The 15,259-nt window shown below is 74.8% G+C and carries 10 protein-coding genes, 1 tRNA gene and 2 pseudogenes; 8 read left to right on the forward strand and 5 right to left on the reverse strand.

Features of this window, described 5'->3' with window-relative positions:
- The first annotated feature begins 9 nt into the window (after nucleotides 1–9).
- From ureG to Acit_RS02220, 4 genes are all read left to right on the forward strand, one after another.
- On the forward strand, nucleotides 10–681 hold the full coding sequence (gene ureG / locus Acit_RS02205; protein WP_248105346.1) for an urease accessory protein UreG: 672 nt from the start codon (nucleotides 10–12) through the stop codon (nucleotides 679–681).
- A 5-nt stretch (nucleotides 682–686) separates the two neighbouring features.
- On the forward strand, nucleotides 687–1,454 hold the full coding sequence (locus Acit_RS02210) for an urease accessory protein UreD (RefSeq protein ID WP_248105347.1): 768 nt from the start codon (nucleotides 687–689) through the stop codon (nucleotides 1,452–1,454).
- Nucleotides 1,455–1,580: 126 nt separating this feature from the next.
- Complete coding sequence (locus tag Acit_RS02215) at nucleotides 1,581–2,714, forward strand: hypothetical protein (protein ID WP_248105348.1); 1,134 nt, start codon at nucleotides 1,581–1,583, stop codon at nucleotides 2,712–2,714.
- The gene (locus tag Acit_RS02220; RefSeq protein ID WP_248105349.1) at nucleotides 2,707–3,681 is read left to right on the forward strand and encodes a TIGR03620 family F420-dependent LLM class oxidoreductase; all 975 of its coding nucleotides are present in this window, start codon (nucleotides 2,707–2,709) and stop codon (nucleotides 3,679–3,681) included. Before Acit_RS02215 ends, Acit_RS02220 begins: the two co-directional genes overlap by 8 nt.
- Nucleotides 3,682–3,742: 61 nt before the next feature.
- On the opposite strand, the gene Acit_RS02225 is transcribed toward Acit_RS02220, so the two are convergent.
- Nucleotides 3,743–5,362, reverse strand: coding sequence for a long-chain fatty acid--CoA ligase (locus Acit_RS02225; protein WP_248105350.1), 1,620 nt, complete (start codon nucleotides 5,360–5,362; stop codon nucleotides 3,743–3,745).
- 81 nt (nucleotides 5,363–5,443) lie between these two features.
- On the opposite strand from Acit_RS02225, the gene Acit_RS02230 reads away from it, so the two are divergent.
- Nucleotides 5,444–6,289: a patatin-like phospholipase family protein gene (locus Acit_RS02230; protein ID WP_248105351.1), complete on the forward strand. Its 846-nt coding sequence runs from the start codon at nucleotides 5,444–5,446 to the stop codon at nucleotides 6,287–6,289.
- 137 nt (nucleotides 6,290–6,426) lie between these two features.
- Here Acit_RS02230 and Acit_RS02235 read toward each other — a convergent pair whose 3' ends face one another.
- From Acit_RS02235 to Acit_RS02250, 4 genes and pseudogenes are all read right to left on the reverse strand, one after another.
- The gene (locus Acit_RS02235) at nucleotides 6,427–8,334 is read right to left on the reverse strand and encodes an aldehyde dehydrogenase family protein (RefSeq protein ID WP_248105352.1); all 1,908 of its coding nucleotides are present in this window, start codon (nucleotides 8,332–8,334) and stop codon (nucleotides 6,427–6,429) included.
- A gap of 265 nt (nucleotides 8,335–8,599) precedes the next feature.
- A pseudogene (locus Acit_RS13835) lies at nucleotides 8,600–9,628 on the reverse strand (proline dehydrogenase family protein); the annotation flags it as partial.
- Nucleotides 9,629–9,813: 185 nt separating this feature from the next.
- Nucleotides 9,814–10,242, reverse strand: coding sequence for an acyl-CoA thioesterase (locus tag Acit_RS02245; RefSeq protein ID WP_248105354.1), 429 nt, complete (start codon nucleotides 10,240–10,242; stop codon nucleotides 9,814–9,816).
- Nucleotides 10,243–11,001: 759 nt separating this feature from the next.
- Nucleotides 11,002–11,073, reverse strand: a tRNA-Arg gene (locus Acit_RS02250).
- 94 nt (nucleotides 11,074–11,167) lie between these two features.
- Here Acit_RS02250 and lysA point away from each other — a divergent pair.
- From lysA to thrC, 3 genes and pseudogenes are all read left to right on the forward strand, one after another.
- Nucleotides 11,168–12,532, forward strand: a complete 1,365-nt coding sequence (lysA, locus tag Acit_RS02255) for a diaminopimelate decarboxylase (protein WP_248105355.1) — start codon at nucleotides 11,168–11,170, stop codon at nucleotides 12,530–12,532.
- A gap of 4 nt (nucleotides 12,533–12,536) precedes the next feature.
- Nucleotides 12,537–13,970, forward strand: a complete 1,434-nt coding sequence (locus tag Acit_RS02260) for a homoserine dehydrogenase (RefSeq protein WP_248105356.1) — start codon at nucleotides 12,537–12,539, stop codon at nucleotides 13,968–13,970.
- Nucleotides 13,949–14,975, forward strand: a pseudogene (thrC, locus tag Acit_RS02265) (threonine synthase). Before Acit_RS02260 ends, thrC begins: the two are co-directional and overlap by 22 nt.
- The last annotated feature ends 284 nt before the right edge of the window (nucleotides 14,976–15,259 follow it).

Here is a 15,259-nt window from a genome sequence, read left to right on the forward strand (position 1 = left end):
GAACGCTGCGTGACGAGGACGCTCGACGATCGCACCGGCCCGAGGGATGTGGGTCCACGGGACGGGCGGCAGACCCTGCGGGTGGGCATCGGGGGACCGGTTGGCAGCGGCAAGACGGCCCTCGTCGCGTCCTTGTGCCGGCTGCTCGGCGAGGAGCTGGAGCTCGTGGTGGTGACGAACGACGTCTACACCACCGAGGACGCCGACTTCCTGCGCCGTCGAGGCGTCCTGCCGGTGGAGCGGATCGTTGCGGTGCAGACCGGCTGCTGCCCGCACACGGCGATCCGCGACGACATCGCGGCCAACCAGGACGCCCTGGAGGGACTGGAACGCCGATTCCCGGGGGCTGACGTGGCGCTCGTGGAGAGCGGTGGGGACAACCTCACAGCCATCTTCAGCCAGGCCCTGGTGGACCGGCAGATCTTCGTCGTCGACGTGGCCGGGGGCGACAAAGTCCCCCGCAAGGGTGGACCGGGGGTGACCCGAGCCGACCTCTTGGTGGTGAACAAGACCGACCTGGCCCCCTTGGTGGGGGCGGACCTCGACGTCATGGCCCGCGATGCGCGGGCCCAGCGGGGCGAGCTGCCGACGGTCTTCACAAGCCTGGTCGGCCCCGAGGGAGCCGAACCGGTCGCTGGTTGGCTTCGGGCGCAGCTGGCGGCCTGGCGAGATCGACGGTGACCCTGGTGGCCGGCCCGAGGGGTGCCGAGGTCGTGGTGGCCCCCGGGCCGGATGGTCGGCCGCGCTACCGGGTGCTGCGGCAAGGTCCGTTGCTGGCCTTGCGACCCACCCCGGCGGGCCTCCACCTCGTCTCCCCGGCGGCCACCCCGCTCGGCGGTGACGAGGTGACGCTGCGGCTCGCCGTGGAGGCGGGCGCCAGGCTGGTCGTCCGGTCGGCGGCGGCCAGTGTCGCCCGGCGGGGACCGAGGGGGGCGCCGTCGCGCCTCGAGGTCCGGGCCACCGTGGAAGAGGGAGCGTGGCTGAGCTGGCTGGTCGAGCCCACCGTGGTCGCCGACGGGGCGACGCACGACGCGGCGAGCTCCCTGGAGCTGGCCGAGGGGGCCGGCTTGTGGTGGCGGGAGGCGACCATCCTGGGCCGGAGCGGCGAATCGGGGGGGCGTGGCCGGTCTCGGCTGGCCGTGGATCGGGCCGGGTGGCCGGTGGTGCGCCACGAACTGCGGTTCGCGGCCGACGACCCGGCGCTCGGCGGTCCCGCGGGCCTGGGCGGTGCTCGGGTGGTGGGCACTGCGCTGGCGACGGTGCTGGCCAGGAGCCCGGCGCCGGGCCCGTTGACCCAGGCCAGCGGGTGCCGGGTCGTGGTCCTGCCGACGGTCGACCCGGGCCTCGTCCTCGTCCAAGGTCTGGCCGAGGGCTGGCGCGAGCTCGAGGAGGCCTGGGGGCCAGCGCTGGCGTGGGTGGCGAGCGTCCACCGATGCGGGGAAGTGCCCTGGTAGGGTCCGAGGGGACTGGCGCGGGCCGGGCGCACCGGCGAGGTTCGATGGTCGGCCGAGACGTGCCGAGGGGAGGGTGGCTCGACCGGGCGTGGGCCCAGGGACCCAGGACGAGGGCGAGGAGCAACCATGGCACGAGGCTCGCAGTGGGGCAACGGTTCGGCCGGGGTCGACTGGCGGCGACCTCCGCCCTACGACCTCGAGGAGGACGACGCCGTCCTGGCCAGGGTGGTCGAACCGAACGTCCCGACCGAGGGCCGCAGCGGTCGGCGTCGACCGGCCGAGGGGCCAGGTGACGACCTGGGTGGCGGCAGCGAGGCCGCCGGACTCGGCCAGACCGGACAGGGGGACACGGAGGTGGCCCCGCCGAGCTGGGTGTCGGGCGAGGAGCGCGCCAGCGAAGGGGTGACCGTGCTGGCCTCTTCGTCGGGTGCCGCCGTGGCCGGGCGCCCGGCTGGTGTGGGCCAGCCCGGCGAGACGCCCCGGCCGTCGGAGGGCACCGAGCCTCGGACCCAGGCGTACCGTCTGGCCCCGACCCGTCCGACCGGTTCGGCGAGCCCGGATCCTGCCGGGGCGTGGTCCCCGGAGGCCGGCGAGGTGGAGCTGCCGGCCTTCAGCGTGGTGCGCCGGGGTTTCGACCCCGACGAGGTGCAGGCCTACGTGGAGGACCGGGAGCGGCAGCTCGCCTTCCTCCAGGGCCAGGCCGACGCCGCCGAACGGCAGCTGCGCAACGCCCTGGAGCAGCTGGCAGCCGAGCGGCGACGGGTCGAGGAGCTGGAGGCCCGGCTGCAGGCCAGCGAGGCCGAGCGGCTGCGGGACCCGGCCCCGCCCCCCTCGATCGCGGCCCTCGGGGAGCGAGTGAGCCGGATCCTCGAGGAGGCCTGGGAGGCGGCCGAGGCGCTGCGGCGGGAGGCCGAGGGCGCGGCCGAGCGGGCCCGGGAGGAAGCCCGGCAGATCCTGGAGCAGGCCGAGGTCGAGGCCCGGCGGCGGGCCGACAAGGTGGCGGCCGAGACCGAGCAGCACCGACGCCGGGTCCTGGAGGAGCTGGACGCCGCCCGGGCCGAGCAGCAGGCCGCCTTGGCGGCGCTGCAGGAGCGCCGGGAGGCGGCCATGGCCGAGCTGGGCCGCATCCACCGGTTCTTGCAGGACGCCCTGGGCGGCATCGCCGGGCGGGCCGGTCCGGGAACCGGCGAGAGCGGAGCAGTCGAGCCGGGCGGGAGCGGAGCGCCCGAGGCGCAGGAGGGTCGAGGCGAGGATGCCTGAGGACGCCCGGGCGGCCACGGGCGCGCTGCAGGAACCGGGCCGGGACGAGCGGCGGGCGGCCCTTCGGGTGGCCCTGGCGCCGGTCGGCATCTGGACGGGCCAGCTCGACATGGTGCCGGCCGCCCGGGCCCAGGAGCTGGCGGCCGAGCTCGAGGAGCTGGGCTACCGGGCCGTGTGGCTGCCCGAGGTGGCGGGCCGGGACGTCTTCGTGCACCTGGCCCTGCTCCTCTCGGCCACTCGGCGGCTGATCGGCGCGACGGGCATCGCCAACATCTGGGCTCGGGACGCCGTGACCATGGCCGGGGCCATGAAGGGCCTGACCGAGGCCTTCCCGGACCGGGTGGTGATCGGCCTCGGGGTCAGCCACAAGAACCTGGTCGAGGACCTCCGGGGCCACCGCTACGAGCAGCCCCTGACGGCCATGCGGCGCTACCTGGAAGCGGTCGACGCCAGCCCCTACACCGCGCAGCGGCCCGCGGCCGCCCCGTGGCGGGTCCTGGCGGCCCTCGGTCCGAAGATGCTGGCCCTGGCGGCCGAGGCGGCCGACGGGGCCCACCCCTACTTCGTGACCCCCGAGCACACCGCCTCGGCCCGTGCCACCCTCGGAGCGGACCGGCTGCTCTGCCCCGAACAGGCCGTCCTGCTCGAGCAGGACCCCAGCCGGGCCCGGGAGGTGGGCCGGGCCTACACCGCCCTCTACCTCTCCCAACCGAACTACGTCCGGAACCTCCGCCGCCTGGGGTTCCCCGAGGAGGACCTCCGGGGCGGGGGCAGCGACCGGCTGGTCGACGCCCTCGTGGCCTGGGGGGACGAGGAGGCCATCGTGCGGCGGGTCCAGGCCCATCTGGACGCCGGGGCCGACCACGTCGGGGTCCAGCCCTTGCCGACCGAGCGGCGGGGGGTGCCCGACGACCAGTGGCGCCGGCTCGCCTCGGCGTTGACCGGCCTGCGGCGAACCGGCACCTGAGGACTGCCTGGGCGCTGGGCTTCGCCCGGTCCGGCGGGCGCCGCCGCGGTGCCTGAAGGCCTCAGGGGAGGCGGAGGTCGGCGAAGCGTTCCCGGAGCTGGCGCTTCGAGAACTTGCCGACCGAGGTCTTGGGCACCTCGTCGATGAGCTCGACCCGGTCCGGCAGCCACCACTTCGGGACCCGGTCGGCCAGCCAGCGGCGAAGCTCCTCGGGGTCGAGCTGCTCGCCGGGTTTGACCACGACGCAGGCCAGGGGCCGTTCCATCCAGCGTTCGCTGGGCACGGCGATGACCGCCGCCTCGGCGACCTTCGGGTGGGCCATGATCTCGTTCTCCAGGTCGACCGAGCTGATCCACTCGCCGCCGGACTTGATGAGGTCCTTGGTCCGGTCCACCAGGTGGACGTAGCCCTCGGGCGAGACGGTGGCGACGTCGCCGGTGCGCAGCCAGCCATCCGCGGTGAAGCTCTCCGCGCTGCGAGGGTCGTTGTAGTAGGCAGCGGCCACCCAGGGGGAACGGACCTGGATCTCCCCGCAGGCCTTGCCGTCCCAGGGGAGGGTCTCCCCGGTGTCCGGGTCGACGATGCGCAGTTCCATGCCCACCACCGGCAGGCCCTGGGTGGCCCGGATGTCGGCCTGGGCGTCCTCGGGGAGGTGGCGGAGGTCGGAGCGGACCCGGGCGATGGTGGCGAGGGGGCTGGTCTCGGTCATGCCCCAGGCCTGGAGGATCGGCACCCCGAGCTCGGTGCGGTACGCCTCGGCCAGGGCTTTCGGGACCGCCGAGCCGCCGCAGAGGATGCTGCGGAGAGCCGAGGTGTCCCGGCCGGCGAGCAGGGGCCGGACTCCCATCCAGATGGTCGGGACGGCGGCGGCCACCGTGACCCGCTCGCCGACCAGCAGGTCGGCGATGGCGGCGGGGCTGAGGTCGGCCCCGGGGAAGACCAGAGAGGCCCCGGCGAGGACGGCGGCGTGGCAGAGCCCCCAGGCGTTGGCGTGGAACATGGGGACGACCGGCAGGACCCGGTCGGCCTCGCCGATGCCCAGCCCGTCGACCGTGAGGGCCACCAGGCTGTGGAGGACCGTGGAGCGGTGGGAGTAGACGACCCCCTTGGGGTTGCCGGTGGTGCCCGAGGTGTAGCACATGGACGCCGCCCGGTTCTCGTCGCTGACCTGGTCGAGGGGGCTCGGCGAGGCCTGGGCCACGAGGGCCTCGTAGTCGAGGACCCGGGGGTCCACGGGGATCTCGGCCGGGCTGCCGTCGTCCATGACCACCACGTGGCGCACGCTGGTCAGGCGGTCGACGAGGGGCCAGAGGACGGGCAGGAGGCTGCGGTCCACGAAGACCACCTCGTCCTCGGCGTGGTTGGCGATGTAGACGAGCTGGTCGGCGAAGAGCCGGATGTTCAAGGTGTGCAGGACCCGCCCACTGGCCGGCGCCGCGAAGTAGAGCTCGAGGTGCTGCGCGGTGTTCCAGGCGAAGGTCGCCACCCGGCCGTCGGCCGAGATCCCGAGGTCGTCCAGGGCCCCGCCCAGCCGCCGGGTCCGCTCGGCCCAGGCCCGGTAGGTGGTGCGCTGGATCCCGCCGGGACCGGCGGTGGCGATCTCCTTGTCCCCGAAGAGCTGCTCGGCTCGGCGCAGGATGCCGCCGACGGTCAGCGGGACCTGCTGCATCAACCCGTCCATCTGGACCCCCTCCCTGGTCGACGCCCCCTGGTGCCATCATCGCGCCGTGGCTCCCTCTCCGACCTGCTCTCGGGCGGTGCCATGAGCGTGGCGTTCGTGCTCAGCGGCGGTGGCAACCTCGGCGCCCTCCAGGCCGGGGCCCTGCGGGCCCTGGTCGAGGCCGGGATCCGGCCGGACCTCGTGGTGGGCACCTCGGTCGGGGCCATCAACGGCGCGTTCTTCGCCAGCCGGCCGGGGCTCGAGGGCTGCTGGGCCCTTGAGGACGGCTGGCGTCGGCTGCGCCGCCGGGACCTCTTCCGCTTCCGGCTCGGCCTGGCGCTCGGGGGCTTCCTCGGGCTCGGCGACCACCTGGTCGGCACCGGGCGGCTGCGGGCCTGGATCGAGGAGCACCTGACGGTTCGTCGCGTCGAGGACACCCCGGTGCGCTTCGCTGCCGTCGCCACCGACGCCCTGCGGGGCGACCCCGTGGTGCTGACCGAGGGGGACCTGGCCAGCGCGCTGCTGGCCAGCTCGGCCATCCCGGGCATCTTCCCGCCCGTTCGGATCGGGGACCGCTGGCTGGTCGACGGCAGCCTGGCGGCGGGGACGCCCGTGCTCGAGGCCCTGGCCCTGGGTGCCCGGGAGGTCTACGTGCTGACCACCCAGACCGCTCCCCGGCGCCGACCACCCCGTGGCGCGATCGCCATGGCCATGAACAGCGTCAGCTTGACCACCGCTCAGCTGCAGCGGGAGCAGGTGGCGGCGGCTGCCCGGGACCTCGAGGCCCGAGGGGGTCGGCTCCACCTGGTGCCCTCGCCCGCCCCGGAGGCGCCCTCGCCGTTCGACTTCCGCCAAGGCGGACGGCTGGCCGACCTGGCCTACGCCCGGACCCGAGCGTGGCTGGCCGGCGTTCCCCAGGTCGCTGCCGCGGCCGGCGAGGAGGCCTAACCGCCGCGTTTGGGGACGAGAACGCGGGATTCGCCAGCGTGGGCGGTCCCGGCGGGGGTCGGGGGGCCGGTCCCGACGGGCGGCTGCAAATCACAACATGTCACACAAACTCCACAACGGGCGCCGGACCCTCCTGACTACTGGCCGACCGGGGCTGGAGCCTGGGCACGCAGCCCGGGTCGCCGCGGGCTTGGGTCGCCGTGGCGGTGGAGGGTCTCGGAGACGGCCTGCTCGCGGACCCAACGCTGGACCTCGACGGCGGGATCGGCGGCCAGGGGCCGGGTGTCGAGCCAGGCACCGGCGTCGAGGAGGGCGAGGAGGGCGGCGCCGGGGACCTCGCCGAGGACCCGGCACTTGCCGCCCAGCTCGACCCGCCCGAGCGCCGCCGCCTGGTCGAGGACCTGGAGGTGCACCCCGAGGGCCCCGGCCGCGGCCTCGGCCAGGGCCACGGTGGCGGCATCGACCCCGTCGCCGGGGACGAGGACGGCCCGGTCGAGGGGGAGGCGGCGCAGGACGTTGGACTCGGCGGCCAGCCCAGCGAGCTCGACGGGTTGTCGGAGCCGACCCCAGGCGGCTCGGCAGGCAGCGGCGTAGGCCGCCGGGTCGGTGTCGGGTGGGAGGGGTCGGGGCCGGGTGAGGCTTGGCACGTAGCTGGGCCCGCCGGTCTTGGCCCCCGGGCCGACCACGGAGCGTTTCCAGCCGCCGAAGGGCTGGCGGCCGACGACGGCCCCGGTGATGTGCCGGTTGACGTAGAGGTTGCCGGCCTGGACCCGGTCGCGCCAGAAGGCGATCTCGGCCGGGTCGAGGGCGTGAAGGCCGGCGGTGAGGCCGTAGGGGGGCTGGTTCTGGAGGCGGATGGCTTCGTCGAGGTCCGCGGCCCGCATGATCCCGAGGACGGGCCCGAAGCACTCGGTGAGGTGGAAGGGCGAGCCGGGCTGGACGCCGAGCTTGACCCCTGGGGACCAGAGGTGGCCCGACTCGTCGAGACGGCGAGGCGCCACCAGCCAGCGCTCGCCGTCCTCGAGGTGCTCGAGGGCGTGCCGGAGAGGATCGGCTGGCGGGCGGATGAGGGGACCCATCTGGGTAGCGAGGTCCCAGGCGGGCCCGACCCGGAGGCTGCGGACGGCGTCGGCCAGGCGGCGGAGGAAGCGGCGGTCCTCGAGGAGGGGCGCCTCGACGATGGCCAGGCTGGCCGCCGAGCACTTCTGGCCGGCGTGGCCGAAGGCCGAGCGGACCAGGTCACGGATGGCGTCGTCGAGGTCCGCGGTGGCCGTGACGACGAGGGCGTTCTTGCCGGAGGTCTCGGCGTGGAGGTCGAGGCGGGGACGCCAGTCGAGGAAAAGGCGGGCGGTGTCCCAGCTGCCAGTCAGGACGACGGCGTCGACGTCCGGGTGGGTCACGAGGAGCTGGCTGGCTTCGCCGTCGAGGCAGGGGACGAACTGGAGGGCCGAGGGGGGCACACCGGCGTCGAGGAGCACCCGGACCAGTTCGGCAGCCACGGCGACCGCCTCGGGGGCGGGTTTGAGGATGACGGTGTTGCCGGCAGCGAGGGCCCCGAGGACCCCGCCGGCCGGGATGGCGAGGGGGAAGTTCCAGGGGGCGGCGACGAGCACCGTGCCGAGGGGCTCGAGGTCCGCCGGGGGGACCTGCGTGGCGTAGTAATTGGCGTAGTCGACGGCTTCGGAGACCTCGGTGTCGCCTTCCCGGACGGTCTTGCCGGTCTCGACGGCCATGGTGGCCACCAGGCGTCCCCGGGCGCGGGCGAGGGCCGCTGCCGCCTGGCGGAGGATGCGGGCCCGCTCGTGGGGGTCGGTGGCTGCCCAGGCCGCCTGCCCGTCCCTGGCGGCCCGGATGGCGGCGAGGACCACCTCCTCCTGGGCGGCGGCCCAGCGGGAGGGGGGGCCGCCGGTGGGTGCGCTGGGGTCGAGGCCCTCGACGAGGACGGTGCCCTCGTGCCGCTCCTGCCCCTCGACGATGGGCGCGTCGCGAGCATCGCGTTCGGCGCGGCGGGCCGCGAGGTGGCCCTGGACCCAGGTGCGGTTCACCGGCCGGGTGAAGTCGGTGTCGGGCTCGTTGCGGAACCGGGGGGAGGGCGGGCTCCGCAGGGGGGCGGTCTCCTCGGCCCGGCGGTCCTGGGTGCGGCGGGTGGGCGGGGCTGGTCGGGCGGCGTCGGAGACGGCTCGCCGGAAGCGGTCGGCCTCCTCGCGCCACGCGGGGGAGCCGACCCGGAGGGAGAACTGGCGGGCCAGCGAGGCGGCGGACGAGGTAGGCGACGGCGGACTCGAGGTCGTGGCGGTCGACGAGGGGGGCGTAGAGCAGCAGGTCGCCGAAGCGCTCGGCACAGACGCGGGCCAGGGCCGGAGCCATGCCCTCGAGCATCTCGAGCTGGAGACGGTCGAGGGCACCGAGGTCTTCGGCCCGGACCACCGCCCAGGCCAGGTCGAAGACGTTGTGGCTGGCCACGCCGACCCGGAGGGCGCCGGCGTTGGCCGGGTCGAGGGCCGCCTCGAGGAGGCGCTTGTAGTGGGCGTCGGTATCGGCCTTGTGGTCGAAGGGGGCCGGGGGCCAGCAGGCCAGCTCGGCCTCGACCCGCTCCATGGGCAGGTTGGCCCCCTTGACCAGGCGGACCTTGAGGGGCACCGCCCCTCGACGCCGGCGCTCGTGGGCGAAGCGGGCGAGCTCCTCCAGTGCGGGGAGCGAGTCGGGGAGGTAGGCCTGGAGGGCCAGGCCGGCAGGCAGGGCGTCGAGGCCGGGGCGGTCGAGGACCCGGCGGAAGACGGCCAGGGTGAGCTCGAGGTCTCGGAAGCCCTCCATGTCGAGGTCCAGACCCTTAGGGGGCGTGGCGGCGGCCGCCACCCGGGCGAGGTCGAGGAGCCGCTCGGTCAGCCGCTCGACCTCGTGGTCGAAGCGCAGGGGATCGAGCTGGGCGGCGAGGGCGCTAATCTTCACCGAGAGCTGCTGGACGGCGGGCCAGGCGAGGAGGTGGCGGAGCCGGGCGACCCGTGCCGCCGCCTCGTGGTCCCCGAGGACCTCCTCGCCGAGGAGGTTGACGTTGAGGCGGATGCCCTGGCGCTGCCGGCGGCGGGCGTGGCGGGCGAAGCGGCAGCGGCTGGCGGGCAGGACGACGTCGCCGAGCTCCCAGAGGACCCGCCGGCGGACCACGGGGAGGACGAGCTCGGGAACCAGGCGACCGAGGCGGGCCCCGGCAACGAGAGCCAGGCGGTCGAGGGGGCCCAGGCCGCGCCCCGGCGCCTCGGCCAGCTCGGCCAAGACGGCCGCCGCCCGGGAGGCGTGGCGGATGCGGAGGACCTCGTCGGTGAGCGCACCGACGGTGGCCATGGCCTGGGGGTCGGTCAGCAGACGGGCGAGGCGCCGGGCCCGGGCCCGCTCGCGGCGCCCCTGGCGACGGGCGGCGTGCTCGGCCAAGGCGGCGGCGAGGGCCAGGGCCCGTTCGACGCTGGGGTTCTCGCTGGCTGCGCTGGGCTCGGGTGCCGACGGGGGTGTCGGACCGCTGGCACCGGGGCTCACGGCCAGGCCTCCGGTGGTCCGAGGGCCCGGCGGAGCACCGCGGGGACGGGGCGGCTGCCGGAGCCGTCGGTGGCCACGACGACGTAGACGGTCTGGCCCCGGGCCACCTGCTGGCCGCCGGCGCTCTGGGCCCGGACCTCGAACCCGAGGGTGAAGGAGGTCCGGCCGAGGCGGAGCAGCCGGACCGCCACCTCAGCCTCGTCGGGCCAGCGCAGCGAGCCGGACCAGTCCAGCTCGCTGTGGACCAGCTGGACGTCGTAGCCGGCGGCCAGGAGGTCCGGGTAGGCCAGGCCGCCCTCGGCGAGGAACTGGGTCATGGCCTCGTCGAAGTAGCCGAGGTACCACATGTTGAAGACCACGCCCTGCTGGTCCGCCTCGAAGTAGCGGACCGGGTGACGCCAATGGGTGGTGCGGGGATCGGTCACGGAACGACGTCCTCGGCCTGAAAGGGGCAGCGTGCTTCCAGCCTCGTCAGCAAGCCCACCGATTGGCAAGCCGGCGTACCCCCGGACCGTCGGGTGCACGGAAAGGCTGCGGTGTGCCCCCGTCGGGCCGAGTTCCTGTCCCGCTGTGGACTTCATCGTTCGGACTCAGCGGACGGCAGACGACGGGGTCGGATACGAGCCGAGGCGAGGTCGGCACGGCCGGGCTCACTGAGCTCCGTCAGGTATCCGTCTGTTGTCGCATGTGGTCGTCGTTCGAGACCTTCCAAAGGCAAAAGCGCCGTCCAGTCCCGATTCATGTCCGGGTTGGTGCGAGAAAGCGTTCCGGACCGCTGAAGGACCTCGAGTGCCAACGCAACGCTGGGGCTCTGGCGGCGACCCTGCCGCAAGCCGACCGCCTCGTCGCAGGTTCCCGCATCGCCCTCCCTCGCTGCAGGCATGACGGCATCCTCTCCGCGGGATCAGCATCGCCACGAAGCGAGAGGCACGTCACTACTCGACGAGCCCCCGTCGTCGACGTCGGCGTTCCCAAAGACGCCGCCACATGCTGGCGGGCGCTCCCTGGAGGCGCGGAGATCGAAGCTCGCAACCGGTCCATCAACCACCCTGCTCTCGTTTCAGCCACCATCCCGGAGGACACCGCCTCGGCTGGCGAGAGATCATCGTCGTGGCACCGACGCGACGCAGAGCGCTGGTGAGCAGAAGTCGGGCCACCAGCCCTCTGCTTTGTGTACGAGCGAGCGCCCCCGGCAGGACTCGAACCTGCGCACCCGGCTCCGGAGGCCGGTGCTCTATCCACTGAGCTACGGGGGCGTGACGGGGCTCGGCGCCGGGACGGGCTGGACCCCGAAGGTTGCCAGCCTGGCATCCTAGTGGCCCGGCGGGGACCCGACGGTAACCTGCGGCGGTGCTCGACCCCGCTGCTCTCCTCGCTGGCCAGGGGCCCGAGCCGTCGAGTGCGCCGGTGCCCCGGGTCCTGCTGCCGGAGACCGCCGAGGTGGACGGTGCCGGACGGCTGCGGGTCGGTGGCCTGGACGTCTGCGAGCTGGCCGAGCGCTTCGGGACCCCGCTGTTCGTCTACGACGAGCTGGACCTGCGGCGGCGGTGCCGGGAGGCCAGGGCGGCATTCGGGGAGGGGGTGGCGTATGCGACCAAGGCCTTCCTCTGCCGGGCCATGGCCGCCCTGGCCGTCGAGGAGGGGCTGTGGCTGGACGTCTCGACCGGGGGGGAGCTGCACGTGGCCCTGGCGGCCGGGGTGCCCCCGGAGCGGCTGGTGCTGCACGGCAACAACAAGTCCGAGGAGGAGCTGGCCCAGGCCCTCGAGCTGGGGGTGGGCCGGATCGTGGTGGACTCCTTCGACGAGATCGACCGGCTCGGGGCCCTGCTCGGGCGGTCGGGCCGGGTGGGCGAGCGCCGGGTGCCTCAGCCCGTACTGGTGCGGGTGACCCCGGGGGTGGAGGCCCACACCCACGAGTTCGTCCGGACCGGCCAGGACGACTCGAAGTTCGGCTTCGGCCTGGCCTCGGGGGCGGCGGCCGAGGCGGTGGCCCGGGTGCGGGCCCTGGCGGGTCTGGAGCTGGTCGGGCTGCACGCCCACATCGGCAGCCAGGTGTTCAAGGTGGCCTCCTTCGCCGAGGCGGTGGCCGTCCTGGCCGAGTTCTTCCGGCCCCTGGGTCTGGGTGAGCTCTGCGTCGGTGGTGGCCTCGGGGTGCCCTACGTCACCGGCGAGCCGGCCCCGACGATGGCGGAGTGGGCAGCCGCGGTGCGGGGGGCCTGCGAGGCGGCGGGGATCGGGCCGGAGGTCCGGGTGACGGCCGAGCCGGGGCGGGCCATCGTGGCCCGGGCCGGCATGACTCTCTACCGGGTGGGGACGGTGAAGGAGCTGCCGGGTATCCGGACCTACGTGGCGGTCGACGGGGGGATGAGCGACAACCCCCGGCCGGTGCTCTACGGCTCGGGGTACGAGGCCTTCTTGCCCCGGGCCGCCCTGGCGGCCCGCCCGAGGGCGGTGCGGGTCGTGGGGAAGCACTGCGAGAGTGGCGACGTGGTGGTGGCCGACGCCCGGGTGCCCGAGGACCTGGCGGTGGGCGACGTGCTGGCCACTCCGGTGACGGGGGCCTACGGCTACGCCATGGCGTCCAACTACAACAAGGTGCCCCGTCCGGCGGTCGTCTTCGTGGCCGAGGGCCGGGCCCGGGTGGTGGTCCGGCGGGAGACCCTGGACGATCTGCTGCGCCTCGACGTGGGGCCCGGGGACGCCGGGGTAGCGTGAGCCGGTGGTCGAGAGCCGACGACGGGGGACCGTGCGGGTGGCCGTCTTGGGCTGTGGCACGGTGGGCGGGGCACTGGTCCGGTTGCTGCTCGAGGACCCCGAGGGCTTGGCCGACCGGGCCGGTGTGGGCCTGGAGCTGGTCGGGGTCGCGGTCGCCGACCCCACGAGGGACCGGCCGGGGGTGCCGCGAGCGCTGCTGACCGGCGACGCCGCCCAGCTGGTGGCCGACCCGACGGTCGAGGTGGTGGTGGAGCTGATCGGTGGCCTCTCCCCGGCCCGGGAGCTGGTCGAGGAGGCCCTGACCCGGGGCAAGGCGGTGGTGACGGCGAACAAGGCCCTGGTGGCCAGCTGCGGGCCCGACCTGGCCGAGAAGGCGGCGGCCGCCGGGGTGGACCTGCTCTACGAGGCGGCCGTGGCGGGGGCCATCCCGATCATCCGTCCGCTGCGCGAGTCCCTGGCCGGGGAGCGGGTCCAACGGGTGGCGGGGATCGTGAACGGCACGACGAACTTCGTGCTGACCCGGATGGCCGAGGCCGGTGAGCCCTACGAGGCGGCCCTGGCGGAGGCCCAGCGGCTGGGGTACGCCGAGCGGGACCCGACGGCCGACGTGGGCGGCCACGACGCGGCCCAGAAGGCGGCCATCCTGGCCGGTCTGGCTTTTCGCTGCGCCGTGCGGGACCAGGACGTGTCGCGAGAGGGCATCGAGGGCCTGCAGGCCGCCGACGTCGCGGCGGCCCGGCGCCTGGGGTTCGAGGTGAAGCTCCTGGCCGTGGCCGAGATGGTCGACGGCGGGGCGGTTTCGGTGCGGGTCCACCCGGCCCTGGTGCCCCAGGAACACCCCCTGGCGGCCGTCCGGGGTGCCTTCAACGCCGTGTTCGTCGAGGGCCAGGCCTGCGGGGAGCTCATGCTCTACGGTCGGGGTGCGGGCGGCGCGCCCACGGCCTCGGCGGTGCTCGGCGACCTCATCGACGCGGCCTGGAACCGGCTGAGCGGCACGGCCGCCCCGGCCCCGGTGCTCGGGCCGGCCCGGATCCAGCCGCTGGCCGAGCTGCGCTGCCCGTTCTACCTGAGCCTCGAGGTCGCCGACCGCCCGGGCGTGCTGGCTGCGGTGGCCTCGGTCTTCGGTCGCCACGGCGTCTCGATCCGGTCCATGGAGCAAGACGGCCAGGGGGACGAGGCCCGGCTGATCTTCCTGACCCACAGCGCCCGGGACGGTGACGTCCAGGCCACCTTGGCCGAGCTGGCTCGGTTGGACGCCGTCCGGCACATCGGGGCCGCCATCCGGGTGGCCGGCGTGGAGGAGGCTGAGGAGCCAGGTGAGGCCGACCGGGGGGCGAACCGGGCCGGCGGCCCCCGTCGCGAAGGGCCGGTTGGTGGCGCGCCACGGGCCGGCGACCGGCGGCGGGCTCGGGTTGGCTGGGCGAGGGGGTCCGAGTGAGTCGGCTGGGCTGGCCTGGAGTCATCGAGGCCTACCGGGCGTTCCTGCCGGTGGGGCCCCGGACCCCGGTGGTGACCCTCCTCGAGGGGGGAACCCCGCTGCTGGAGGCCCCGAAGCTCTCGGCCCGGGTCGGAGCCCGGGTGCTGCTGAAGCTCGAGGGCATGAACCCGACGGGTTCGTTCAAGGACCGGGGCATGACCATGGCCATCACGAAGGCCCTGGAGGCCGGGGCCAAGGCGGTGGTCTGCGCCTCGACCGGCAACACCTCGGCGTCGGCCGCCGCCTACGCGGCCCGGGCCGGCCTCCGGGCGGCCGTGCTCATCCCCGAGGGCCACATCGCGCTCGGCAAGCTGGCCCAGGCGCTGGTGCACGGGGCCCGGGTGCTCCAGGTGCGAGGGAACTTCGACGAGGCCCTCCGGATCGTCCGGGAGCTCGGCGAACGGGCCCCGGTCACGGTGGTGAACTCGGTCAACCCGGACCGGCTCGAGGGGCAGAAGACCGGGGCCTTCGAGATCGTGGGTGGGGAACGCCGGGAACATTACGGCCTACTGGCGGGGTTACCTGGAGTACCGGGAAGCCGGCCGGGCCACCCGACTGCCTCGGATGCTGGGGTTCCAAGCGAAGGGGGCCGCCCCCATCGTGGAGGGTCGAGTCGTGGAGCGACCCGAGACCATCGCCACGGCCATCCGCATCGGCAACCCGGCCTCCTGGCGGGGCGCCGAGGCAGCGGCCGCCGAGTCCGGCGGGGCGATCGCCGCGGTCTCCGACGAGGAGATCCTCGACGCCTACCGGTTCCTGGCCGTCGAGGAGTCGGTCTTCTGCGAGGCCGCCTCGGCAGCGGCCGTCGCCGGGTTGCTGCGCAGCGAGGTGCCCCGCGGGGCAACGGTGGTCTGCGTGCTGACCGGCCACGGCCTGAAGGACCCCGACCTGGCCATCAGCCAGATCCAGGTGCCCGATGCCGTGGAGCCGACCTTCGGCGCAGTGACCGAAGCCCTCGGCCTGTAGGCTGGAGGTGGGTCCGTTCGGCCCGCTGCCGGGGGTGGGACGGCGTGTCCGTGGCCAGCAGCTGGGCGGTCCAGGGGTTCCGACCAGGCCGATGGTTGGCGGGGACCGTCGGCATGCTCTAGCATGAGGGTCGCCGCCCGGCTCTGCTTCGAGGGTGCGGCAGCAGCCCCCAGGAACCCTGGGTGGTGCGACCGGACGGGGTCGGCAGCTCGGTGAGCGGGGGTCGAGAGCAACGCTCGTCGGCTGGCAGAACGGGTGGGCGGCCCATGGATGTCGTTGGCTGC

The sequence above is a fragment of the Aciditerrimonas ferrireducens genome, from assembly GCF_023130475.1.
Lineage (GTDB): Bacteria > Actinomycetota > Acidimicrobiia > Acidimicrobiales > UBA8190 > Aciditerrimonas > Aciditerrimonas ferrireducens.